The 23,918-nt window shown below is 31.8% G+C and carries 22 protein-coding genes; 11 read left to right on the forward strand and 11 right to left on the reverse strand.

From position 1 onward, the window contains the following. Nucleotide 1: 1 nt before the first annotated feature. Nucleotides 2–1,801, reverse strand: a complete 1,800-nt coding sequence (uvrC, locus tag D1816_RS17515; protein ID WP_118504518.1) for an excinuclease ABC subunit UvrC — start codon at nucleotides 1,799–1,801, stop codon at nucleotides 2–4. A 180-nt stretch (nucleotides 1,802–1,981) separates the two neighbouring features. On the opposite strand from uvrC, the gene D1816_RS17520 reads away from it, so the two are divergent. From D1816_RS17520 to D1816_RS17540, 5 genes are all read left to right on the forward strand, one after another. Then, entirely contained in the window at nucleotides 1,982–2,410 is a 429-nt protein-coding gene (locus tag D1816_RS17520) for a RimK/LysX family protein (RefSeq protein WP_066315622.1), read from the forward strand. Next, the gene (gene rimK, locus D1816_RS17525) at nucleotides 2,410–3,282 is read left to right on the forward strand and encodes a 30S ribosomal protein S6--L-glutamate ligase (RefSeq protein WP_066315624.1); all 873 of its coding nucleotides are present in this window, start codon (nucleotides 2,410–2,412) and stop codon (nucleotides 3,280–3,282) included. Before D1816_RS17520 ends, rimK begins: the two co-directional genes overlap by 1 nt. Before the next feature lie 6 nt (nucleotides 3,283–3,288). Next, nucleotides 3,289–4,269 (forward strand): succinylglutamate desuccinylase/aspartoacylase family protein, encoded by a 981-nt coding sequence (locus D1816_RS17530; protein WP_118504520.1) that lies wholly within the window; start codon nucleotides 3,289–3,291, stop codon nucleotides 4,267–4,269. Continuing rightward, nucleotides 4,262–4,831, forward strand: coding sequence for a 5-formyltetrahydrofolate cyclo-ligase (locus D1816_RS17535; RefSeq protein WP_118504523.1), 570 nt, complete (start codon nucleotides 4,262–4,264; stop codon nucleotides 4,829–4,831). The genes D1816_RS17530 and D1816_RS17535 overlap by 8 nt, the downstream gene beginning before the upstream one ends. 62 nt (nucleotides 4,832–4,893) lie before the next feature. Then, complete coding sequence (locus D1816_RS17540; protein ID WP_066315630.1) at nucleotides 4,894–5,289, forward strand: two-component system response regulator; 396 nt, start codon at nucleotides 4,894–4,896, stop codon at nucleotides 5,287–5,289. 13 nt (nucleotides 5,290–5,302) lie between these two features. Here the strand turns inward: D1816_RS17540 and D1816_RS17545 are convergent, their stop codons facing one another. The 5 genes from D1816_RS17545 to D1816_RS17565 form a co-directional block, all read right to left on the reverse strand. Continuing rightward, a complete protein-coding gene (locus D1816_RS17545; RefSeq protein ID WP_066315632.1) occupies nucleotides 5,303–5,917 on the reverse strand; it encodes a lipoprotein signal peptidase in 615 nt (204 codons plus the stop codon). Nucleotides 5,918–6,135: 218 nt separating this feature from the next. Further along, nucleotides 6,136–6,846, reverse strand: coding sequence for a hypothetical protein (locus D1816_RS17550; RefSeq protein ID WP_066315634.1), 711 nt, complete (start codon nucleotides 6,844–6,846; stop codon nucleotides 6,136–6,138). A gap of 35 nt (nucleotides 6,847–6,881) precedes the next feature. Next, nucleotides 6,882–7,637: a DUF4097 family beta strand repeat-containing protein gene (locus D1816_RS17555; protein ID WP_066315636.1), complete on the reverse strand. Its 756-nt coding sequence runs from the start codon at nucleotides 7,635–7,637 to the stop codon at nucleotides 6,882–6,884. An 18-nt stretch (nucleotides 7,638–7,655) separates the two neighbouring features. After that, entirely contained in the window at nucleotides 7,656–8,447 is a 792-nt protein-coding gene (locus tag D1816_RS17560; protein ID WP_118504525.1) for a HEAT repeat domain-containing protein, read from the reverse strand. 4 nt (nucleotides 8,448–8,451) lie between these two features. Beyond that, nucleotides 8,452–8,985 (reverse strand): RNA polymerase sigma factor, encoded by a 534-nt coding sequence (locus D1816_RS17565; protein ID WP_118504528.1) that lies wholly within the window; start codon nucleotides 8,983–8,985, stop codon nucleotides 8,452–8,454. A gap of 239 nt (nucleotides 8,986–9,224) precedes the next feature. On the opposite strand from D1816_RS17565, the gene D1816_RS17570 reads away from it, so the two are divergent. The 3 genes from D1816_RS17570 (at nucleotide 9,225) to D1816_RS17580 (ending at nucleotide 12,336) form a co-directional block, all read left to right on the forward strand. After that, a complete protein-coding gene (locus D1816_RS17570; protein WP_118504530.1) occupies nucleotides 9,225–10,100 on the forward strand; it encodes a carbonic anhydrase in 876 nt (291 codons plus the stop codon). A 170-nt stretch (nucleotides 10,101–10,270) separates the two neighbouring features. Next, nucleotides 10,271–11,158: a carbonic anhydrase gene (locus D1816_RS17575; protein WP_082832485.1), complete on the forward strand. Its 888-nt coding sequence runs from the start codon at nucleotides 10,271–10,273 to the stop codon at nucleotides 11,156–11,158. 488 nt (nucleotides 11,159–11,646) lie between these two features. Next, nucleotides 11,647–12,336: a Crp/Fnr family transcriptional regulator gene (locus tag D1816_RS17580; RefSeq protein ID WP_118504532.1), complete on the forward strand. Its 690-nt coding sequence runs from the start codon at nucleotides 11,647–11,649 to the stop codon at nucleotides 12,334–12,336. 79 nt (nucleotides 12,337–12,415) lie between these two features. Here the strand turns inward: D1816_RS17580 and D1816_RS17585 are convergent, their stop codons facing one another. From D1816_RS17585 to D1816_RS17595, 3 genes are all read right to left on the reverse strand, one after another. Further along, nucleotides 12,416–12,799 (reverse strand): TraR/DksA C4-type zinc finger protein, encoded by a 384-nt coding sequence (locus tag D1816_RS17585; RefSeq protein WP_118504534.1) that lies wholly within the window; start codon nucleotides 12,797–12,799, stop codon nucleotides 12,416–12,418. 4 nt (nucleotides 12,800–12,803) lie between these two features. Beyond that, nucleotides 12,804–16,427: an isoleucine--tRNA ligase gene (gene ileS, locus D1816_RS17590; protein ID WP_233565254.1), complete on the reverse strand. Its 3,624-nt coding sequence runs from the start codon at nucleotides 16,425–16,427 to the stop codon at nucleotides 12,804–12,806. 148 nt (nucleotides 16,428–16,575) lie between these two features. Further along, on the reverse strand, nucleotides 16,576–18,930 hold the full coding sequence (locus D1816_RS17595) for a TonB-dependent receptor (protein WP_118504536.1): 2,355 nt from the start codon (nucleotides 18,928–18,930) through the stop codon (nucleotides 16,576–16,578). A 140-nt stretch (nucleotides 18,931–19,070) separates the two neighbouring features. On the opposite strand from D1816_RS17595, the gene D1816_RS17600 reads away from it, so the two are divergent. Together D1816_RS17600 and D1816_RS17605 are read left to right on the forward strand one after the other, a co-directional pair. After that, nucleotides 19,071–19,709, forward strand: coding sequence for a MarR family winged helix-turn-helix transcriptional regulator (locus D1816_RS17600; protein ID WP_118504538.1), 639 nt, complete (start codon nucleotides 19,071–19,073; stop codon nucleotides 19,707–19,709). A gap of 36 nt (nucleotides 19,710–19,745) precedes the next feature. After that, nucleotides 19,746–20,528: an amidohydrolase gene (locus D1816_RS17605; RefSeq protein WP_118504540.1), complete on the forward strand. Its 783-nt coding sequence runs from the start codon at nucleotides 19,746–19,748 to the stop codon at nucleotides 20,526–20,528. On the opposite strand, the gene D1816_RS17610 is transcribed toward D1816_RS17605, so the two are convergent. Together D1816_RS17610 and D1816_RS17615 are read right to left on the reverse strand one after the other, a co-directional pair. After that, nucleotides 20,520–22,133, reverse strand: a complete 1,614-nt coding sequence (locus tag D1816_RS17610) for an Ig-like domain-containing protein (protein WP_118504542.1) — start codon at nucleotides 22,131–22,133, stop codon at nucleotides 20,520–20,522. The two genes, D1816_RS17605 and D1816_RS17610, sit on opposite strands and share 9 nt — an antisense overlap. Nucleotides 22,134–22,200: 67 nt before the next feature. After that, nucleotides 22,201–22,881 carry a ComF family protein gene (locus D1816_RS17615; protein WP_118504544.1) on the reverse strand — a complete coding sequence of 227 codons (681 nt, stop codon included), beginning with the start codon at nucleotides 22,879–22,881 and terminating at the stop codon, nucleotides 22,201–22,203. A gap of 74 nt (nucleotides 22,882–22,955) precedes the next feature. On the opposite strand from D1816_RS17615, the gene D1816_RS17620 reads away from it, so the two are divergent. Continuing rightward, nucleotides 22,956–23,837, forward strand: a complete 882-nt coding sequence (locus D1816_RS17620) for a hypothetical protein (protein ID WP_066315664.1) — start codon at nucleotides 22,956–22,958, stop codon at nucleotides 23,835–23,837. Nucleotides 23,838–23,918: the final 81 nt, after the last annotated feature.

Below are 23,918 nucleotides of genomic sequence, written 5' to 3' on the forward strand. Positions count from 1 at the left end.
ATTACTCTTTTTTAGAAAGGTAGTAATTAAATACTTTAGTTGCTCTAGCGTTTCCAATAACCTGAGATAGTTCTTCTTTGGATGCTGTGCTAATTCGTTTTACTGATCTAAAATGTTTTAATAATTCTATTACGGTCTTTTCTCCTACACCCGGAATATCATCTAACTCTGTCTCTAAAGCAGCTTTACTTCTTTTTTGCCTGTGAAAAGTGATTCCGAATCGATGTGCTTCATTACGTAAATGTTGAATAACTTTCAGTGATTCTGATTTTTTGTCTAAGTACAGGGGTATCGAGTCCCCGGGATAGTAAATTTCTTCTAACCTTTTGGCAATTCCGATAATAGTTATTTTACCTCTTAGATTTAGGTCATCAAGTGCTTTTAATCCTGAGGATAATTGTCCTTTACCACCATCAACAATAACCAATTGTGGTAGTGGTTGTTCTTCCTCTAGTAATCGTTTATATCTGCGGTACACAACTTCTTCCATAGAAGCAAAATCATTTGGACCTTCAACAGTCTTAATATTAAATTTCCGATATTCTTTTTTTGCAGGTTTTCCATTTTTGAACACCACACAAGCGGCTACCGGATTAGTTCCTTGTATATTAGAGTTGTCAAAACATTCTATATGGGTTGGTTCTTCGGGTAGTCTTAAATCTTTTTTCATTTGTGCCATCAATCGTTTTACATGACGATCAGGATCAATGATTTTAATTTGTTTAAAACGTTCTTGTCTAAAGTACTTTGCGTTTCGTAAGGATAAGTCAACAATCTTTTTTTTATCTCCTAATTGAGGAACAGTAATTTTTAAACTGGTACCAATATCCACTTTAAAAGGAACGTATATCTCTTTAGATTCGGATCCAAAACGTTGTCGTAGTTCGATAATAGCTAGTTCTAAAAGTTCCTTATCAGATTCGTCTAATTTCTTTTTAATTTCTGTAGTATGCGATCGTATAATGGCACCATAAGACAGTTGGAAAAAATTAACATACCCATAGGATTCGTCTGAGATGATAGAGAAAACATCGACGTTACTTATATTAGGGTTTACTACAGTAGATTTTGCTTGATATTTTTCAAGAACTTCAACTTTTTCTTTGATTATTTGAGCATCTTCAAACTCCATTTTTTCTGCATGCTCTGCCATTTGTTTTCTAAACCTATTTAAAGAATCTTTAAAATTTCCTTTTACGATTTGTCTTATGGCGTTTAGATTTTCGTTGTATTCATTTTCATCTTGTAGCCCTTCACAAGGTCCCTTACAGTTTCCTAAATGATATTCTAAACAAAGTTTGTATTTACCATTATTAATTTTTTCTTGAGATAAATCGTAATTACAAGTTCTAAGCTGATAAAGTCCTTTAATAAGATCAAGTAAAGTGTTAACTGTTTTAAAATTAGTGTAAGGACCGTAATATTCTGATCCATCTTTAATTAAATTTCTTGTAGGAAAGATTCTTGGAAAGCGTTCTTTTTTAATACATATCCAAGGATACGTTTTATCATCCTTAAGCATAACATTAAAACGAGGCTGATGCTTTTTTATGAGATTATTCTCAAGTAATAGTGCATCTGTCTCTGTTTCTACAACAATATGTTTAATCGAATGAATTTTCTTAACAAGAACTTTAGTCTTGTAATTATCGTGACTTTTAGTAAAATAAGAAGCTACACGTTTTTTTAAATTTTTAGCTTTACCAATATACAGTAACTTATCATCTTTATCATAGTATTGATATACACCAGGATCGGTAGGTAATGTTTTAAGCTGTATGTCTAAAGAAGTTTCAAGCATATTCCATTGGTAAAGTTAAGGGTTTACAGGGTTGAAGTATAATCCTTAAAGGTTTAATTTTTGTTAAATCATAGTCAAAATTATCATTTTTAATGCGTAAACCCGTTTTAAAAGTAGGTTAATTCCTTAATACAGATTGATTTTTATTACATTAGTAGTCCCAATAGCAATGTTATTTTTTTGAAACGAGAAAAGAAAATAATTGGCCGAACTGATAAAGCGGATTTTCCTCTTTTAGAACTGTTAGCTATCGATACCAAAATCGATACTGGAGCGTATACTTCTTCAATTCATTGTGTTGATATAAAAGAAATTGATCAGACATTACAGTGTAGCTTTCTAGATGCTACGCATCCAGAATATAATGGCAAAAAGTTCACATTTAAAAATTATGACATTACTGCTGTTAAAGGGAGCACTGGAAAAGTTGAAATGTGCTTTGCAATAAAGACCCAAATTAAAATTTTTGATAAAACACACCCCATAATCCTTAACCTATCTCCGCATGAGGATGTGTGTTTTCCTATTCATATCGGAAGAAAGTTTTTAAGCGGAAAGTTTTTAGTTGATCCTCAATTAGAAAACCAGTCTCATAACCAAAAATTGTAATGAATATAAAAATCTTGTCACGAAGCGCAAATTTGTATTCTACAAATGTTCTTGTTCAAGCTGCTGTAAAACGTAAACACAGCGTACAAGTTATAGATCCTTTAAATTGTGACATCGTAATCGAAAGACAAAAACCCGAGATTTATTATCGAGGTAGAAAACTAGATCATGTCGATGCTGTTATCCCGAGAATAGGATCTTCTACTACTTTTTATGGAACAGCAGTTGTACGACAATTCGAGATGATGAATGTGTTTACGACGCTAAAATCTCAAGCGTTACTGCAGTCCAGAGATAAACTAAGAAGTTTGCAGATATTATCAAAGGCAGGATTGGGTTTGCCAAAAACAGTATTCACGAATTATTCTAAAGATGTATCTGAAGTGATTTCTCATGTAGGGGGAGCGCCACTGATAATTAAGCTATTAGAAGGAACACAAGGACTTGGAGTGGTTTTGGCAGAAACGCAAACGGCAGCAGAGTCAGTTTTAGAAGCATTTAATGGATTACAAGCTAGAGTAATAGTACAAGAGTTTATACGTGAGGCCAAAGGAGCAGATATAAGAGCTTTTGTAGTAGATGGAGAGGTTGTTGGTGCAATGAAAAGACAAAGCAAAGAAGGTGAATTTAGATCTAATTTACATAGGGGAGGTACAGCATCATTGATACGTCTAAGTAGACATGAAGAACAAGCGGCAATTATGGCTGCTAAATCATTAAAAATGGGAGTAGCAGGAGTTGATATGCTACAAAGTAAACGGGGACCCTTAATTCTAGAAGTTAATTCTTCGCCAGGATTAGAAGGTATAGAAACTGTTACAGGAAGAGATATTGCTAAAACGATTATTCGTTATATAGAAAGAAGTTTATAAAAGAAAATGACAAAAACGACAAAAGATAATGTGCTTAATATTCTTGGTAATGAAGTTCCTTTAGGAGCTAGTACTACCATAAATTTTAATATAGCAAAACTATATACATCCACTAAAGTAGAGATACCTATAATTATAGAAAGGTCTAAAGAACCAGGGCCAACAGTACTTATTACAGCAGGAATTCATGGAGATGAAATAAATGGAGTAGAAGTCGTACGACAAATAATCGCTAAAAAAATTAATAAACCTAAAAGAGGAAGTATTATTTGTATTCCTGTGCTTAATGTATTTGGGTTTTTAAGTATGAACCGTTTTTTTCCAGACGGTAGAGATCTCAATCGAGTTTTTCCTGGTACAAAAAACGGATCATTGGCAAGTCGCTTTGCATTTCAGTTTATTAATGAAATATTACCATCTGCCGATTTTTGTTTGGACTTTCATACGGGTGGAGCTAGTAGATTTAATGCCGCGCATATAAGAGTAGATCCAAATAATGAAAGGTTAATCGAATTGGCAAAAATATTTAATGCACCTTTTATACTTCTAAGTAAGAATCTGGCAGGTTCTTATCGAGCTACTTGCGCAAAAAAAGGCAAAGATATATTGTTGTTTGAAGGCGGAAAATCACAGAATAGTAGTAAAGAAATAGCAATAGAAGGAGTGCAAGGAACAATGCGTATTCTGCACCATTTGGATATGCTAGACAATACATTTGAAATGCCTACTAAAAAATCAAATAGTATTGTAATTAGAAATAGTAGCTGGCTTAGAGCTAAATATAGCGGATTACTTCATATAAAAATACCTATTAGTAAACATGTTGAAAAAGGTGAAATTCTTGCTACAATAACCGATCCTTATGGTAAAATGAGACATGTTGTTAAAGCTAATACCGAAGGATATGTTATCAATGCCAACGAGGCGCCAATTGTATATAAAGGAGATGCAATTTTTAGAATTACAAAGGAATTGATACATGAATAAAAAGGATTTACGTAACAAGTATAAGGCGTTGAGATTAGAACTAAATGGAGAAAAAATTGAAGACCTTAGTATAGATATAGCCAACCGAATGTTACAATTACCTATTTGGGAAAAATCCTATTATCATCTTTTTTTGCCAATAGAAAAACAAAAAGAAATTAATACAGAATACCTTCTTCATATCCTTCAGGGAAAAGACAAGAATGTTATTGTATCTAAAAGTAATTTTAAAGATAATACCCTAGAACATATTTTACTTACAGATAACACAGTACTTAAATCAAATGCTTGGGGAATACCAGAACCAGTAGATGGAATCCCAATTCCTGAAGAAAAAATAGAAGTAGTTTTTGTGCCTTTATTGGCTTTTGATAAAAATGGAAATCGTGTAGGCTATGGGAAAGGTTTTTATGATAAGTTTTTAGAAAAATGTAATGCAGATACTTTAAAAATAGGCTTATCTTTTTTTGAATCAGAACAAGAAATTGTCGATGTGTTGCCAACGGATATTAGTCTTGATATTTGTGTTACTCCTCTAAAAACATATTATTTTAAGAATTAATTAACATTTCTTGTATTCGATAATACTTTGTTATATATTCGACATATATAATTACCCCTATAATGTCCCAAAGTTTTCAAAGTGTTTGCATCATAGACGATGACAATATTTATATTAATCTAGTTAGTAAAATAATAGAACTAAGAAGGTTGTCTAAATCGGTTTTAGTTTTTAATAACGGTAAAGAAGCTTTAGACTTCTTTTTAGCTTCTCTACAAAATGGTGGAAAAATACCAGAAGTGATATTTCTTGATATTAACATGCCTATAATGGATGGATGGGAGTTTTTGAAAGAATTTTCGAAAATTAAAAACCAAGGTTTTTCAAATATCAATCTTTATGTAGTTAGTTCATCAATAGATTCTAGAGATATCGAGAGAGCTAAGGCAATAGATATCGTTTCAGACTATATTGCTAAACCAATAAAATTGAATGATTTTGAAAGAATACTAATGTAAAAATTAGTGTTTATTATAACTCTTCTTCCTGTTTTGGAAATGCTTTTTTATAAAATACTATAAGTAAGAATACACCAACACTAATAGCCGAGTCGGCAATATTAAATACTGGGTCAAAGAAAGAAAAATGTTCACCACCCCAGAATGGTATCCAATCAGGTAGGATATCATCATAAAATGTAAATTGAATCATGTCAACCACCTTGCCATAAAATAAGGTTTCATATCCACCATCTGCAGGCAAAAAGCTTGCAATATTTACTCGAGTACTTTCTTCAAAAAGAACCCCGTATAAAACAGAATCAATTATGTTTCCAAAAGCTCCTGCAAAAATTAGGGCAATACAAAATGTAAGTATCTTTGGACTGTTTTTTCGGATAGAATCATAAAGCCAGTATCCAATACCTGAAATAGCCACTAATCTAAATAATGTAAGAATAAGTTTTCCATAACTACCAGGAAGTTCTACTCCCCAAGCCATTCCTTTATTTTCTACAAAAACTATTCGAAACCAACTTAGGACTTTTACTTCTTCATGAAGACTAAAATGTGTCTTAATATATACTTTACTAATTTGATCAATAAGCAATACTAAGATTATAACTAAGATTGATTTCTTTAAGGACATATAGATATTGATTTGCTAGGCACTTATGGCAATGGGCAAAAATAGTATTTTATTTTATTTCTATGGTAGATTGAGTTAAAATATGATGATATTGAATAAGATATACTAAAATAGAAAAGAGTTTAGTCACTGCGCTACTACAATGACTAAACTCTAAGTAACACTTAAAATTTATGTTTTACTATATTTTATTGTGTTTGAGTATCCTGTTAGACGGGTTATTGTTTTCTAATAAAAATACTTCCGCTAATGGTTTTAAGCTCTAAATCACTTAGTGCGTTTCCAAAAGTACCAGATACTTTACTGCCCACAACTCTGTTTTTACCATGATCAAATTGTAAATCTTTATCTGAATAAATCATACCCGAAATCGTTTCTGCTTTTAACGATGATTTTGCAATATTAATATCAATGTCTCCACTAATTGTCTTAAGATTTAGATCTCCAAGATAGTTTTTGATATCAATATTACCACTTATGATATCAACGATTAATTCTCCTTCATAGTTTTCTGACGCAACACTACCCGATATACTTTTTACTTTTAGTTTAGAGTTTTTAGGAAGAAAAATTGTGTATTGTGCATCTATGTCAAGATTATTGCAAGGATTCCAATTATTATTTTTGTTTGACCCTTTTTCTTTTTTCCACTTGTCAAATAAATCACCATAATCTGAAGATATATCTAATATTGATGATGAAACGTCGGTTTTTAGAGTAAAATAATTGTCAAATTCTCCTCCATTAATACTGATGTCAGCTTTTACATATACCTTGTTCTTTTCCCAGGTTTTTATAGTAATATCATCAGCAAATTTAAATTCTATCTTAACCAGATCAGCTGGGTTAAATTCTTTCTCAATGGTTTTTTGTGCATTTATTTGAAAAGAAACTAAGCACAAGAATAAAAGTTTTAATACAGTTTTCATATGATTGTTTTTTGATTGATTGATGACCTCTTATTTTATTGTTTTCTTAAATATATATTACCTGTTGATGATCTTAGACTTATGTCTACGCCACCATTATTAAGTGATGTTTTTACAGTTCTTTTGCCAGCAACTATTCTCATGTCATCGTCGGCAGAAGGAAATTTTATATCAAAATCAGTATAAATTTCTCCCATACTTGTTTTAAGTTCAAGATTTGCTGCAGTATTAGAAGGAATGCTAATATCTATAGGTCCGGTAGAAGATATAAGTGAAATTGGTGAACTTTGACTTACTTTTTTAAATATCACATTTATTTCTCCCGTTGAGGTTTTTGCAACAATGGGACCTGTTACATCTTTTAAAATAATATTTCCTACATTGGTTCTTGCCTCTATTTCAGAAGAAAAACCTTCAATTGATAAATGTCCTAGGTTACTTTTTTCTACAGTTATATTAATATCTTTAGGAAGATAGATCTCTAGTGTTTTACTATTCATACCCTTTAGATTTCTAACCACTAAAGTTTCTCCTTCTTTATTAATATATACTCCCATTCCTGTATTATCACTACCACCTGCATAAACAGCTTTTAAGCCTTTAGCTTTCTCGGGCATTGAATGACCATCACCAATAATCAACAGTTCATTTTTAGCGTGAGTCTTTATGTTTGTTCCAGATGCAGAACTGATCTTTACTTTTTTTACTCCTTGTAATGCAGATGAATGATTTTGTGCAGTTAAGTTTCCTGTGACTACATATAGTAGTAGTGCTATCACTATTTTTTTCATGAGTATTCGTTTTTTGATTTAAATTAAATTTGGCAACCCAATTTTTACTTGATCTTTTACATAGTTTGGAGTTGCATCTTGTTTGAGCAATTTTTCCATTGAAGGAATCGCGCGTTTTTCCTGAATGGATACTAATATTTGAATTAATTCTAATTGCATGCCCGGATCTTGCTCTGTGTCCAAGGCATTAATCAATGCTTTACGAACCATTTCAGAATCCGAAAATTTTGCCAATGCTTCTGCTGCAGCTAATCGCACATTGATATGATCATCATAATTCATTTTATTAATTAAAGCATTTAAGATGTCATTTCCCGGTTTTTCAAATTCTTCGGCATAGTTCACTGCTTGTAATCGTTTACTTGCAGATTCATTTTCGATTAAAGAAATAGTCATTACTTGTTTCATTTGTTGCTTTTCTTCTTTAAGAATAGCCATCTCTTGAGAGAATGATGCGGTGTTTTGAAATTTTCCATAAAAATACCCGCATAAGACAAGTGCAATTGTAGCTGCAATCTGTAATATACTTTTCCAAGAAATATTGTCTTTTTTACGGATTGAAACTACTTTAGAATCCTTTAGAATCGCCTTCTCTCTTTGTAACATTTGATCAAAATTGATTCGCATGTCTGTCCTAGGTTCTTCAATAGGTTCAGTATTAATAACTTCAAAAATAGTTTGAAGTTGATGTAAAGCATCACTGCAATTAGTGCAGCTTAAAAGGTGTGTTTCAATTTTTTGAGATATCTCCTCATCTAGATTTTGATCTATGTAATCAATGAGTTGATCTTCTATGTGTTTACATTTCATAATATTATATGTTTTGTAAATAATGATCTTTTAATTTGTGAATTGCCCTGTGCACTTTAGTTTTAACCGCTCCTACTGTAGAGCCTGTTATTTCGGCAATTTCTTGATATTTAATTCCTTGGTAGCGATTCATAACAATTAGCTCTTTATCACCATCATGTAATTTGTCTAGAGCTTTATGTAATTGCTCTCTTGTTTCATTTTGTTCTACAGTATCAATTTGTTGATCTTCCATTCTATAGACAATGTCGTCTATACGTTGGTCTTTGTTTTTTTGACGCTGGTAGTGATCAGAAAATACATTTCTAGCGATTGTATATAGCCATGATGAAAACTTACCTTTTTTATAAGAAGCTCTATATTTAATTGCCTTATAAAAAACTTCTTGAGTGATATCCTGACTGATTTCTCGATCTCTTGTCATTTTCAATACATAATTGAAAATTTTGAGATGATATCTATCAAAAAGAATAGTCATCATATCTAAATCACCTTTAGATACTAAAATCATTAACTCTTCGTCATTTAATTTTTTCAAGATGTTACTCTTTTTTCGGTTGGCTTTATTACTAATACCTCTGTTATGCAAAAAGGTTACATGTTAGTTGGTTTTTTATTCACATTTTATATAAATAGTTGATTTATGTCAATATAAGTATTGATTAAAGCTTCTTTTTTGATTGATCAAAAACAGGTATTTCATTGATTTATTTTGAGTTTTGAGTTCTTACTAGTGATTATTTTCGGTAAAAATCTACAAACTAAATTTAAACTATTATGACACACAAAAGTCAAAATGTATTAACTACACGATTAGGGGTATTAATTTTAGTAGCATGGTCTTTACTAATAGTATCTTCTTGTGAAAATGAAACTTTACAAACCCCTACAGTACAGGATACAAATTCAAGAGCAACCAGCGAGATGGAATTGGCAAACATGTATTACGGTAAATCTGACCCTACAGATTGCACTTTTGGATATGAAGGTCTTGAAGGACCAGAGTTATGGGCCAATTTGTGCGGTGATTTATGGTTGGATTGTGACGGTAATTCACAATCACCAATAAATATCGTAACAACTACAGTTCTTGAAGATGGAGATATCAATAACATTAATATTAATTATAATGATAGTGCTACAGAAATAATCAATACTGGTACTACAGTAGAGTTCGTATATGATGTAGGAAGTCTTGCATCTCTAAACAATATTGATTATAACTTAATACAATTTCATTTTCATACAGGTAGTGAACATACTATAGATGGACAAAGAGCTCCTATGGAAATGCATCTAGTACACCAAGACCCAAGCACAGGACTTTTAGCAGTAATTGGTGTTATGTTTGAAGAAGGAGAATCAAATGAGATTTTAGAAACGTATTTGGGAGATTTGCCAGAGTTGGCCAACGAAGAGTTTATAAGTGATGAAGAATTTAATGTAACAGAATTGTTACCTGATGATTTAGACTTTTATACCTATAGTGGTTCTCTAACAACACCTGCTTGTTCAGAAATAGTAACATGGTTTGTTCTTCAAGACCCTATAACAGCAACGGCAAATCAATTGAATAGGTTTAAAGAAATAATGGGAGAAAACTATAGACCAACACAAGAATTGAACGATAGAATAGTAAGAACAAAGAGCTAGACTATATAAATAGGCTAACTCTATAAACCCCATAAAATTTACCCTGTTTATAATTGCTAACTATTAGACTCTGATAATAAGAGCTGTATTTTCAGATGGTCATGGTATGTGAAAATTAATCTTGAATTTAATAACAAACTCCTTTTATACAACGTAAACACAAAAGAATTATGAAAAACACAAATTTAACGGTATCTACAAATAGGCATGTAAAGATATCAATTTTAGTAGCGCTTCTTTTTTTATCCCTATCACTTCTTATTTCTTGTAACAATGAAGAGGTTGGTATAGAAACTTTTGAAAGTAATGCCATTAGTACTAGTGAAATGGAATTAGCAAGTAGTTATTTTGGCAAAGCATCGGCTTCTGACTGTAATTTTGAGTATGGAGATGATCCGCAGGGACCAGAGTTTTGGTCAACCTTATGTAACGGAGCATGGGTAGATTGTGCAGGTAATGTACAATCACCTATTAATATCATTACCGATTCGGTAATAGAAGATGGAGATATCAATAATATTAATATTAATTATACAGAAAGTAAGACAGATATATTTAATAACGGTCATACGTTACAATTTACCTATGATCAAGGTAGTTCTGCATCATTAAATAACATTGACTATGATTTGATACAATTTCATTTTCATACCGGGAGTGAGCACACCATAAATGGGAAACAATACCCTATGGAGATGCATTTGGTGCACCAAGACCCCATTACCAAACTTTTAGGTGTAGTAGGTATCTTTTTTGAAGAAGGAAAGAAAAATGAGGTATTAAGTAAATATTTAAGTGTACTTCCAAAAGAAGAGGGAGGACAGTATGTTAGTAGATCTAAATTTAAGGTAGAAGATTTATTACCAGGGAATATGGAATTTTATACCTACGATGGTTCATTAACCACCCCTGGGTGTTCAGAAATTGTGACGTGGTATGTTGTAAAAGAGTCAATAACAGCCTCTGCTGAACAATTATCCAGATTTGAAAGTATAATGCACAAAAATTATAGACCTGTTCAAGATTTAAATGGAAGAACAGTACGAACTAAAAGCTAAAAAGTTCCCTCTCTTTTTACTAATTATTAAAACTGCCTAAATGTAAATTTTGGGCAGTTTTTTTATTAAATCCTCATATTTTAGAGATGAAAGTTGTGACTAAAGAGATTGTTTTTTTAATTTTTAATTAGACTTATTAGATTAGCGTTGTGTTTTTAAGGAAATTAGTGCCCGTTTTGTATTTTACTGGCAATCAAAATATTAACATTTAGTTTAGATATATTTATGACAAAAATAAGACCATAATTGGACAACCAAACGAAAGTTTTTCGTAGAAAAAACGAGAAAAGAATATACTCAAAAATGATTTTATGAGTTAAAGATGGTATATTAACAACTATTAAAACCTATCAAAACTAGTTAGGATATCAAAAATATACGTCTTTACTTGTTGTTTATTTCAAAAAGAAAAAAAGAATACTAGTTAAAATTAGGATGTATAAATAGAGTATTTCTACTAGATAATGATATCATATTTGGATTGAAAAATGATAAATACATTATTTCCATATAAGAGATATTCGTTTATAAATTATTCAGTATTAGAAAATCTTCCTAAAAAAGAACTGAAATTTATTGAAGAAAATACCACAATTCTCAGGCTTAAAAAAGGACAAGTGTTGTTTCATGAAGGCACTATACCTGTAGCTGCATATATTATAAGTTCAGGAAAAATAAAAAAATACGCCACTGGTCTAGAAGGTAGGGAACACATCTTTTATTTGGCTAAAGAAAATGATATTATTGGTCATCATGAGCTTATTTCTAAAGAAGCACATTCTTGCTCTGCCGCATGTTTAACAGATTGTGTTGTGAATCTGGTTCCTAAAAAGATATTTTCTCAGATAATAACTTCAAACGAAGATATTAAAAGTAGATTGTTACATACCATAGCACATGAATTTGGAGTATTTATTAGTAACTCCAGAATATTAGCGCAGCACAATGTAAGAGAACGTTGTGCAATATCAATTATTAAATTGCGAGAGTTTTTTGGGGTTGATAAAGAAGGGTTTAAGATATCCAGAAAAGATCATAGTAATATAGTAGGGACTTCTGTAGAATCTCTGGTACGTGTTTTACATGATTTTAAAGAAGAAGGTGTGATTAAAATTAGCGACAATAATTTGTATGTAACAAATATGGATAAGCTAGTTAAGATTTGTAATATAATTTAAGAAGTGTATTTTAAAAAAAATAAGGATGCCCTTTAAGAAAGACATCCTTATACTTTAATTGTTTCTAATTTCTTTTCTACTAACTCTGCATATTTTTAGCTTCAATGCTAAGTGTTGCATGTGGAACTAATTTTAATCTTTCAGGATTAATTAGTTTTCCTGTAACACGACAGATACCGTAGGTTTTGTTTTCGATTCGTAATAATGCATTTTTCAAATCACGTACAAATTTCTCCTGTCTTATTGCAAGTTGAGTATTCGCTTCTTTCGACATAGTCTCGCTTCCTTCTTCAAATGCTTTAAATGTAGGAGAAGTATCATCAGTTCCATTATTCCCATCATTTTTATACGCACTTCGAAGTAATTCTAAGTCGTTCTGTGCTTTTTCCATTTTCTCAACGATAATTTTTTTGAAATTCTCCAAATCGCTATCGCTGTACCTTACTTTGATGTCTTCTGCCATTCTCTTAATGTTTTTTTATTACCAATTGTGTTGCAATGTCATCAAACGCAATTTCTGTACCATTTATTACATCTGCTGCAAACTCAATAGTCTCGGTTAAGGTTTCATTTTTAATGTATGTTTCATTAGTGCTTATAGCTTCTTTAATGGTGTTATTTTCCTGAAAAACAATTCCTATTTTATCAGTCACCTCAAATCCACTATCCTTACGTATATTTTGGATTCTGTTTACAAGTTCTCTGGCGATTCCTTCCTTTTTTAAGTCTGGAGTGATAGTAACATCTAATGCTACTGTCAATGAACCTGAGTTTGCAACCAACCAACCCTCTATATCCTGAGAACTAATTTCTACATCACTAGTTTCTAAAGTAATAATTTTATCGTTAATTTCTACAGTATAATTGCCAGTTTGTTCAAGAATTTTAATGGCTTCTTGATCGAAAGATTGTATCTTATTGGCTATCAACTTCATATCTTTTCCAAATCTTGGGCCTAAAGCTTTGAAATTAGGTTTGATTTGTTTTACTAGTATCCCAGAAGCATCATCGATAAGTTCAATTTCTTTAACATTTACTTCTGTTTTGATCAAATCGGCAATATCATTGATCTCTATTTTTTCTGCATCAGTTAATACAGGTATCATTATGCGTTGTAATGGCTGACGGACTTTAATTTTTTCTTTTTGGCGTAAAGAAAGAACTAAAGAAGAGATGGTCTGCGCTTTTTGCATTTTATGTTCTAATGCTTTATCAACGAATGCTACATTGTATTCTGGAAAATGTGCTAAGTGTACACTTTCATGAGCTTCTTTTCCAGTTACGGCAACTAAATCTTTATATAATCGGTCCATAAAAAACGGAGCGACAGAAGCACCAAGTTTAGCTACAGTTAGCATACACGTATAAAGTGTTTGATATGCAGAAATTTTATCTTGTTGATAATCCCCTTTCCAGTATCTTCTTCTGCTTAATCGTACAAACCAATTACTTAAATTTTCTTGCACAAAATCAGAAATAGCTCTGGTAGCTTTTGTGGGTTCATAATCATTATAATACTCATCTACATTTTTGATTAGCGTATGCAGTTCACTAAGAATCCATCGGTCAATTTCTGGGCGATCTTTTAGTGCAATATCATCTTCACTATAATTAAAGTTATCGATATTGGCATATAGTGTAAAGAATGAATACGTATTGTATAATGTGCCAAAAAACTTACGACGCACTTCACCAATTCCTTCAATGTCAAATTTTAGATTATCCCAGGGATTTGCATTGCTTATCATATACCAGCGAGTTGCATCTGGTCCATATGTTTTTAGCGTTTCAAAAGGATCAGCGGCATTCCCTAATCTTTTTGACATTTTTTGACCATTTTTATCTAGAACTAGGCCATTAGATACGACATTTTTATAAGCTACATCATCAAAAATCATGGTTGCAATAGCATGCAATGTATAAAACCATCCTCTGGTTTGATCTACACCTTCTGCAATGAAATCAGCTTGACCATCACCAGATTCTACTTTTTCTTTATTTTCAAAAGGATAATGCCACTGCGCATATGGCATAGAACCAGAATCAAACCAGACATCGATAAGATCGCTTTCTCGTTTCATTGGTTTTCCTGAAGGAGAGACTAACGTTATTTGGTCTACTACATTTTTATGAAGGTCTACTTTGTCATAGTTCTCTTCACTCATATCTCCAACTGTAAACTCGACAAAAATATCTTGCTCTAATATTCCCGCTTTTACAGCTTTATCCATTTCGGATTTTAGTTCTTCTATCGAACCTATAATAATTTCTTCTTTACCATCTTCTGTACGCCATATAGGTAGAGGGATTCCCCAAAAACGAGAACGAGATAAATTCCAGTCATTGGCATTTGCAAGCCAGTTTCCAAAACGTCCTTCTCCGGTAGCTTTAGGTTTCCAGTTAATACCTAGATTAAGTTCGTGCATACGATCTTTAAAGTCTGTAACTTTAATAAACCATGAATCTAATGGGTAGTATAAAACAGGCTTATCTGTACGCCAGCAATTTGGATAACTATGCACGTATTTTTCAACCTTAAAAGCTTTGTTTTCAATCTTAAGTTTGATGGCAATTTCTACATCAACTGATTTATCAGGAGCAGTGCCGTCATCATAATATTCGTTTTTTACATATTTTCCACCAAGATCCCCAAGTTCTTTGATAAATCGACCTTGTAAATCTACAGTAGGGACCAAGTTATCATTTTCATCCATCACCAATAATGCAGGAACTTCTGGTTTTGCTTGTTTAGCAACAAAAGCATCATCTGCACCAAAAGTTGGCGAGGTGTGCACTATTCCTGTTCCGTCCTCGGTAGTAACAAAATCACCAGCAATTACTCTAAATGCATTTTCAGGATTGTGATAAGGTTGAACATAATCTAATAATTGCTCATAACGAATCTCTACTAAATCAGCTCCTTTACATTCTTTTATAATTGAGAATGGAACTTTTCCGCTAACAATTTGTATGTCAATTCCTCTTAAATGGTTAATTGTTTTTTCGTCAAATTCATAACCATATTTTTTAAATTCTGATTTTAAATCGTATTTCTTTCTCTTTTCACCTACTAGGATGTCAAAAAATAATTGAAATTCTGGTTGTTCTAATTTTCTTCCTAATAAAAGATTAAGCCTATCATCTCCACCTATTTTACTTTTAATTTTTGAAAAATCAATGTTATTGGGTATTTCAAAGAAAGTTTTTTTGTCAAATTGCTTAGCTACAAGATTTTTAGCAAGTATCACATTAGTAGGTTCAAAAGTATATTGATTAAATGTTTTTACTAACACATAATCTATTTTTGGCCCTACAGTTAAAGCTGTGTTTGATGGTAATGTCCAAGGTGTGGTTGTCCACGCCAGGAAAGATACGTTTTCTATATCTTCAGAAATATTAAATGCTTTACCAATAGAGTTTAGGCTTTGATCACTATTACTAGCAACTTTAAATTGTGCAACTACTGTTGTGTCTGTAACATCTTGATAGGTTCCTGGTTGGTTAAGCTCGTGTGAACTTAATCCAGTACCTGCTTTAGGAGAATAGGGTTGTATAGTATATCCTTTGTACAGTAACCCTTTCTTATAGATTTGAGAAAGTAACCACCAAACACTCTCCATATATTTCGACTTGTACGTAATATATGGGTCATCCATATCCACCCAATACCCAATTTTTTGGGTAAGATCATTCCATATATCAGTATATCGCATTACAGCTTTTTTACAAGCCTCATTGTATTCTTCAATAGTGATTTTTTTACCAATATCTTCTTTGGTGATCCTTAACTCTTTTTCTACACCAAGTTCAACAGGTAGTCCATGAGTGTCCCATCCTGCTTTACGTTTTACTTGATATCCTTTTTGAGTTTTGTAACGACAAAATATATCCTTAATTGCTCGCGCCATTACGTGATGAATACCTGGTAATCCATTTGCTGAAGGTGGTCCTTCAAAAAACACATAAGGTTCTGCTCCATCTCGTTCATTGACACTTTTCTCAAAAATGTCATTTTCTTGCCAGAAATTAAGTATTTCGTCTGCTACTTTTGGTAAGTCAAGTCCTTTATATTCAGGAAACTTAGTGCTCATTTGATCGTTCTTTCTATTAGGTCTGCGAAAATAAGGATTTTATTGAAAAAAGTAGAACGAAATCCAATAGCGTTACAAAATAAATGTAACTCTATGATGATTTTTAACAAAGCTCACGATTTTTTGATAAAAAAGTAACAATATGGTATCAAAAATCAACTACGATTCCAATACTAGGAATAATTTGTCCAGACTCTGTTTCGATGGCGCTTAACTCTCTAGGTTGAATAATAGTTCCATTTGTATTTCTACCTAATCCATATTGAGTAGGTTCTGGAGTTGCTTGTCCTAGCACATTTTGAGCTTCTGCAAACACGTTTAAAGATAGTTTTTTAAAGTTCCATTTTTTATCAATTCGTAAATCAAGTTGACTAAATGTGTCTAATTTTTCTTCGCCTAGACGATCATAATCCAAAATTACTTCTGGGTAATTTGCTAGAGTTGCATCAAGGTCGGTAGGAACAAAAGGGGTATTTCCTGCAAATCGATATCGTGCACTTATTTCCCAATTTTTCTTTAGTTTGTAACCACCAGTAAATGAGATTAGATGTCGACTATCCCATACAGAAGGTAGATAAGTGTTGCGGTCAAAACCTGTAAATTCACTATAAAACCAGGTGTATGCAAATATCCCATAAAAATTGTTAGAAAGCTTTTGTTGAAATTGCAGTTCTGCACCATAACTTCTACCTTTACCAACTGTTGCTACATCTTCACTTCCTAATATTTCGAAATCAGCACCTTTATTTGCGAGAGATACGCCATCCAATACAGACACGGGATAGTCATCATATCGTTTGTAAAAACCCTCTAAAGAAATACTTGATGAAGGCCCAAAGTACCGCTGTAGTCCAAGAACATAATGATCACTTACGGTATAATTTACGTCTTGATTTACAAGAAGATTTTCATTGTTTCTGAATCCTAATATGGTGTACGGAGGTAACTTGTAATATCTTCCGATAGAGCCATTTAATTTCCAGTTTTCTTTAAACTCGTACGACAAAGAGAATCGAGGAGAGAATGTAGAAAGTAGATTGTCTTCATCTGTAAAAGTATCATCGTCTATCCTAAAACCAAATGATATATCTAACTTATCATCAAAAAATGAATTAGTGATATTTGTAAATACGCCATATTTGAAAAAGTCAATCTCGGTATTAAAAATGTTATTATCAGTTAAATTGATAGTTTCATTAGTATAGTCTGAATATTGTATGTTAAAACCAGCGGTTAGTTTCCAAGTATCAAGAAATTTTGTTAATTGATACCTTAGTTTCGTTTCTGATTCTGTTGCATCATTATTAAAAATCACACCTGTTTCATTTTCTGGATCTTCGTATCGGGTAAATTCATTAATTAATGTATTATTACTAAGAGTAGTTTCCATGAATCCGGAACCATTTTTAAAACGATTCTTCCAAGTTAAACCAATAGCATTAGTTTTTTGATTAATAAAAGGTGCTTGTTCTAACTGCGCTTGTTGTTCGGCGTCAAAATCTTCTGGAGCTTCTACAGAAAAATCATCGATAGATCCTAAACCAATAAAATTAAGTTCATTGTAAGCGTTAATTTTATGATTTATTTTATACTGGTAGTCCCAATAATTTGGTCTGAATGGTAGTCCAATTACTTCAAATAAAAACTGAAGATAACTACGTCTGGCGGATACTAAAAACGTAGTTTTTGATTCTTCGGTTTTTCCTTTAAATAAAGGTCCCTCTAAAGTAAGTGCAGCTTCACTAGCGCTTACTCGAAAATTACCAGTAAAGTCTCTATTATTTCCTGTACGTTGGCTAAATTGTAATACCCCCGAGAGAGGGTTGTCATATTGGGCACCAAAAGCAGAAGTAGATAAGGTTACATTATCAATAAATGACACATTGATAAGTCCTACTGGACCACCGGCACTTCCTTGCGTACTAAAATGATTGATATTTGGCACTTCCATTCCATCCAAATAATATACAGTTTCATTAGGAGCACCACCACGTATGATCAAATCGTTACGAAATCCGCCAATAGATGGAGAAACACCGGGCAATGTCTGGGCAACTTGTACAACATCATTATTGCTTCCTGGGTACGTGGCAATTTCTACAGCAGATAACGTTTGAGTAGACAAAGGTGTTTCTTTAGGTCTGGTTATTTTGTTTGCATTACTAATCACAACTTCATCTAGGGCTTCTGCTGATTCTTTTAGTGTGAAATTATAACTGGGTGTTCCTTTTGATCTTACAATTACATTAAATTTTGCTTGTGTTTCGAATCCCACATAACTTACAATAAGATTATAAGATCCAGGAATTACGTTTTCAATACGATAATTACCATCAAAATCGGTTTGTGCTCCTTTTTCTGTATCTTCTAGAAAAACTGAAGCACCAAGAATAGGTTGACCTGTTTGGTCTGTTACATTTCCTGATAATTCGCCATATACCTGAGCATAGATATTCGAAACTAATAGTAAAGAAAGTACTAAAACAGTATTTTTGATATTCATAGTTAGAGGTTTTAATGTTTTAAAACAGATCATATTTAAGTTTGTAATTAAAATTGTTTATCATTTCACTGCAAAGATTAAACAAAAATAGTATTATATAGCAGTAAATAATTTTAATTTAATGTTAAAAAATAGTATTTATGAAGATTTATGAATTAATAAAGCAATTAATTAATCTTACAGGAGAGTTTGTAACGAATAGATTAGATAGAGATATCACGATAAAATCGTTTTCGAGTTGGTTATCTAAATATCTAGACGAAACTATCGCAACAGAAGAATATGAAATAACAGGACACAGTATAGAAGCAGAGATAGCTGCCTATATTGGTAGAATGAGTAGATATTCTAATGTATATATTAAGTCGGCATTAATTGATTTGCCATTTGCTACTGATATGGATTTTGCATTTACAGCAATACTTCATCGTTCTGGATCTATTGGGAAAACAGAGTTAATTAGAAAAATGGCATATGACAAATCTTCAGGTATGGAAGTTATTAAACGCTTACTGAAAAATGAGATTATAGAACAGTTTCCTAATCCAGATGATAAAAGAAGTAAGCTACTAAGATTAACTAAAAATGGTGAAGAAAATGTTATAAAAGCGTATTCTGAGGCGCATAAAGCTGCAAAAATGGTTAGTGGCACTTTAACAACTACCGAGCAAATTACATTATTAAAAACTCTCAAGAAATTAGATGATTTTCATTTTCCGATATATTTAGAAGAAGAGAAAGATTTAAATTTGATTATAAAAAAATATGCAAATCAATAGAAAATGATAACGGATAGATTTTACTATTTTTAACCTATGAATGATACTTTAAATATAGCACTTATTCAATCTCATTTAGCTTGGGAAAATGCAATACACAATCGAGCGGCATTTGAACAAAAAATAAACTCAATACCAACCGAGGTAGATCTGATTGTTTTACCTGAAATGTTTACTACTGGGTTTACAATGAATGCTTCTGAAGTTGCAGAAAAAATGGATGGAGATACTATAAAGTGGCTTATTACTATGGCTAAGACAAAACAATGTGCTATCACTGGAAGTTTGATCATACAAGATGGTAAAAAGTATTACAATCGATTAGTGTTTGTTTTTCCAGATGGTAGTTATCAAACTTATGATAAACATCAGTTATTTACTTTGGCAAAAGAAGATGAGGTATTTACTGCGGGTCAAAAAGAGGTTATAATATCGTTTAAAGGTTGGAAAATAAAACCTCAGATATGTTATGATCTTAGATTTCCAGTATGGGCTAGAAATACTTCAGAGTACGATGTATTACTATATGTAGCCAGTTGGCCAAAACTTAGAATAAATGCATGGGATACATTATTACAAGCAAGAGCCATCGAAAATATGTGCTACTGTGTTGGTGTAAATCGAATAGGTCTAGACGGAAAAGGGTATGAATATAATGGGCATTCAGCAGTGTATGATGTTCTCGGGCATTCTGTTATAGAAACAGAACCAATTGAAAAAGAGGTTATTTTATATGCAACATTAAATAAATCTCATATTTCTAAGGTTAGAGCTAAATTACCATTTTTAAAAGATTCAGACCCTTTTAATTTACTCTAGAATAAAAGTTTGTTTTAATTCCCAATTGGCACGAACATCGATTAAATCAGGGAAATATCGAACAACTTCTGGTTGTATTCCTTTTAAAAAGTCTCCGGTATCCCATTTTCCATTTTTATTTGAATCAATCATAATTCGTATAAGATATTTACCAGGATTAAGGTGATCAAAGGTGATTAATTCTTCTTTTTCTGCAATCTTTTCTGAGATTACATCGTTTTTTTCATTAGTAACTTGGACTATTACAGGATATGTTTTGACATTTTGTAGCGTAAGGAAAATAGTACCATAATCAGCCAACTTTTTTGTTCTAAAATTAAAATTAATCGTATCATTCACATTACCGATAAAATCTTTAACAGCTTCGGGGAGCATTTGTAATGTGTAACTATTGTCTTCAGCTTTATCAAAAATTAATTCAGCCTCATTTTTTGAAGTATTTAGCTTTACAGAAAAAGGAACATTAAGAGTATCTTTATCGGTTAAAGTTATTTTTTCTTGATTAATACTATCTAAAGGTGTATTTGCTGTAAACGTGTAATTTTGATTTAATTTTACAGTAGAACGTATAGATGACGATAGTTGTAAAGAGTCTTTATATTGATCTTTAAATCTGGTAATTAAGGTATCTCTATATCCCTTTGTGTTTGTAACCTCGAAAATCAAAGAATCAGTTTCAAAGAAAGGTTTGAACCAATAATGTAATGTGTCTTTTTTCTGATCCTTGTAAACTAGCTCCTTAAAATCTTCAGGAGTGTTACTTAATAGTTTTATTTTCATACTATCAAGTTGCCCTTCAAATGGAAATATAAATTCGTTTTTAGAAACTTGCTTTGGCAGTAAGGCTTTATAACCCAGTACTTCCTTAAATAAGTTTAGATTAAAAATTTTAGCAGTATCTTCTGGTATAGTAACAATATCTTCATAAAAACCTATCTTATCTTGTTTTGGTTCATACAGGTAGTTCGAAGATGCATCTTTAAGAGCTATAAGTTTAAACTTTCCTTTTTTAAGGTTGTAAAAATTAAAAACAGTACTATCTAATGTGTTAGTTACATATCGTGGCACTGTATTAAATACAAGGGAGTCCGAATATTCTTCGTCTATTTCGTAAAGCGCAATGGTAATATTAGGATCGGCTTCATTTTTTATGGCATCGGTAATAGTACCTTTTATACTCAAAGAATCAAGAAAATCTCCAGTAGAAAATACATATCTAAAAAAGGGATATGCATTGCCTTCATTATTGTCTTCGACACTTTCTCCAAAATTGATACTATATGTAGTGTTTACGAGCAGAGTATCTTCAAATTGAATTTTTATGTACTTGCTTGCTCCACCTAACGGGGTTATAGTCGGCTTTGGATCCATTGGCGGAGAAACAATAATCTGCTGTTGAGCATCCTTTAGTTTAATATATTCATCAAAATAAATACGAATTTCTTTTTTATCGAAATTTGTAGAGAAATTAGGAGGAAAAGCTTTTACGAAAACAGGAGGTGTCTCATCTTTTTCTCCACCAGAAATTGAACCTTTTTTTGCACAGCTAATTATAAAAACCAATGCCAAGACAGGTATCAATATGGTATTTATCCTTTTGTTCATATTACCCTAATATTTTAAAGACACAAAGAAACAATTATATTGAAAAACAAAAAAACTTAATAAAATACTATTCTGTAATTGCCATGGCTGCTACACTAATTTTAATTCCAGGAATAGCTTTTAAAGCTTGTATACAAGCTTCTATAGTAGCACCAGTTGTTATAATATCATCTACAAGTAAAATATGTTTGTTTTTCAGTAAAGACTCATTTTCTATGCTAAATGTTTCAGAAGTATTATCCCATCTGCGAAGACGTTCGCGTTTAGATTGCTTTTTATTGTAGGATTTTTTTTTGAGAACAGTATCTATATAGGTTATTTCAAGCTTTTTAGCTATTTCTATTCCAAATTTTGCCACTTGATTATAGCCGCGTTCGCGATATCTTTTTTTGTGTAGAGGTACAGGTATTACAAAATCAATATATTGATAATCAGATTTTTGAATTAGTTCGTCTCCTAGCCACTTTCCTAATTCTTTTCCAATTTCTTCTCTCCCTTTATACTTAAGATTATGAATTAAATTCTGAACTAAACTATCTTTGCGAAATATAAATAAGGAACACGTATTTTCTACTTTGACACGACCATAAAATACTTTTTCAATTTTTTTTGCGTTTACGTTATGGAAATTACTCAAAGGAAGCTCATGTCTGCAAGAAGTGCATAGCAACCTTTCGTTTTTATAAAGTGGACTGTCACAGGCTGCACAGTATACTGGATAAAATAAATAAGCCAAGTCTCTTAGCATTTTAGTAGAGAGATTAACATTAATTATTATATTTAACTATTGAAATAACCATCAAAAATTAGAAATACATTATTATGACAACTCAAAACAATAACTTGACCCTTAAAATTCTTATCGGTGTTCTAGGAGCGCTGTTACTTATTCTGGGTATTTTTACTTATAAGTTTTATAACGAAGAGAAGGAAAATAAAGCAATTTTGCAAAAAGAAAAGGATCTTATTGAAAGTGAACTAGGAGAATTGATTACAAAGTATGATAATGCTATTGCGCTTAATGAGGTAATGGATGATCATTTACTTAAAGCAAAAGAACGTATTGTAGTGCTTTTGGATAGTGTAGAAAAGAATGAAGCTAATTTAGCCTTGATTTCTAGATATAGAAGAGAAGTTGGAAAGCTTAAGAAAGAAAGAGAAAGATTGTTTAAACTTGCAGATAGTTTGACAGTTGCAAATACGCAACTTGCCACAGATCTTGATAGTACATCTGTAGCATTAAATCAAAGAATTATTTTTTCAGACTCTTTACAAACACAAAACAGTAGACTTGCAGAGATTGTAGAAAGAGGATCAGCTCTTACTGCTGCAAATATTAAAGCAGAAGGTGTGCGTGTGCGTAACAGTGGTAAAATCTCTACTACTCCTAGAGCAAGTAAAGCAGATAAAGTGAGAGTGTGTTTTACACTTTCGCCTAATAAATTAACCGAAAAAGGAGATAAAGAGCTTTTTGTACAGGTTATAAACCCTGAAAATAATCTTATCGGAGATAAAATCTCAGTAAACTTTGATGATGCTATACTAACATATAGTGGGCGAAACAAAGTATTTTATGAAAATGATGAGTTAGATGTTTGTGTCCTAGTTGATGCAGCCGAAGGAGAATTAGTAAAAGGAAACTATGTAGTTAACCTATTCTCTGGACCAAGAATGATCTCTAATACACAGTTCGAATTGAAATAATTATAAGCGTATATAATAAAAACCGTCGTATGAAAATATGACGGTTTTTTTATGCATTTTTCAGAAATTACTTGCTTTACT

The sequence above is a fragment of the Aquimarina sp. AD10 genome, from assembly GCF_003443715.1.
Taxonomy (GTDB): Bacteria; Bacteroidota; Bacteroidia; order Flavobacteriales; family Flavobacteriaceae; genus Aquimarina; species Aquimarina aggregata.

Bases quoted from the DNA above. Each gene is read 5' to 3' on its own strand.
- uvrC (WP_118504518.1), bottom strand. From the start codon at position 1,801: ATGCTTGAAACTTCTTTAGACATACAGCTTAAAACATTACCTACCGAT.
- rimK (WP_066315624.1), top strand. From the start codon at position 2,410: ATGAATATAAAAATCTTGTCACGAAGCGCAAATTTGTATTCTACAAAT.
- D1816_RS17530 (WP_118504520.1), top strand. From the start codon at position 3,289: ATGACAAAAACGACAAAAGATAATGTGCTTAATATTCTTGGTAATGAA.
- D1816_RS17535 (WP_118504523.1), top strand. From the start codon at position 4,262: ATGAATAAAAAGGATTTACGTAACAAGTATAAGGCGTTGAGATTAGAA.
- D1816_RS17540 (WP_066315630.1), top strand. From the start codon at position 4,894: ATGTCCCAAAGTTTTCAAAGTGTTTGCATCATAGACGATGACAATATT.
- D1816_RS17545 (WP_066315632.1), bottom strand. From the start codon at position 5,917: ATGTCCTTAAAGAAATCAATCTTAGTTATAATCTTAGTATTGCTTATT.
- D1816_RS17550 (WP_066315634.1), bottom strand. From the start codon at position 6,846: ATGAAAACTGTATTAAAACTTTTATTCTTGTGCTTAGTTTCTTTTCAA.
- D1816_RS17555 (WP_066315636.1), bottom strand. From the start codon at position 7,637: ATGAAAAAAATAGTGATAGCACTACTACTATATGTAGTCACAGGAAAC.
- D1816_RS17560 (WP_118504525.1), bottom strand. From the start codon at position 8,447: ATGAAATGTAAACACATAGAAGATCAACTCATTGATTACATAGATCAA.
- D1816_RS17570 (WP_118504530.1), top strand. From the start codon at position 9,225: ATGACACACAAAAGTCAAAATGTATTAACTACACGATTAGGGGTATTA.
- D1816_RS17575 (WP_082832485.1), top strand. From the start codon at position 10,271: ATGAAAAACACAAATTTAACGGTATCTACAAATAGGCATGTAAAGATA.
- D1816_RS17580 (WP_118504532.1), top strand. From the start codon at position 11,647: ATGATAAATACATTATTTCCATATAAGAGATATTCGTTTATAAATTAT.
- D1816_RS17585 (WP_118504534.1), bottom strand. From the start codon at position 12,799: ATGGCAGAAGACATCAAAGTAAGGTACAGCGATAGCGATTTGGAGAAT.
- ileS (WP_233565254.1), bottom strand. From the start codon at position 16,427: ATGAGCACTAAGTTTCCTGAATATAAAGGACTTGACTTACCAAAAGTA.
- D1816_RS17595 (WP_118504536.1), bottom strand. From the start codon at position 18,930: ATGAATATCAAAAATACTGTTTTAGTACTTTCTTTACTATTAGTTTCG.
- D1816_RS17600 (WP_118504538.1), top strand. From the start codon at position 19,071: ATGAAGATTTATGAATTAATAAAGCAATTAATTAATCTTACAGGAGAG.
- D1816_RS17605 (WP_118504540.1), top strand. From the start codon at position 19,746: ATGAATGATACTTTAAATATAGCACTTATTCAATCTCATTTAGCTTGG.
- D1816_RS17610 (WP_118504542.1), bottom strand. From the start codon at position 22,133: ATGAACAAAAGGATAAATACCATATTGATACCTGTCTTGGCATTGGTT.
- D1816_RS17615 (WP_118504544.1), bottom strand. From the start codon at position 22,881: ATGCTAAGAGACTTGGCTTATTTATTTTATCCAGTATACTGTGCAGCC.
- D1816_RS17620 (WP_066315664.1), top strand. From the start codon at position 22,956: ATGACAACTCAAAACAATAACTTGACCCTTAAAATTCTTATCGGTGTT.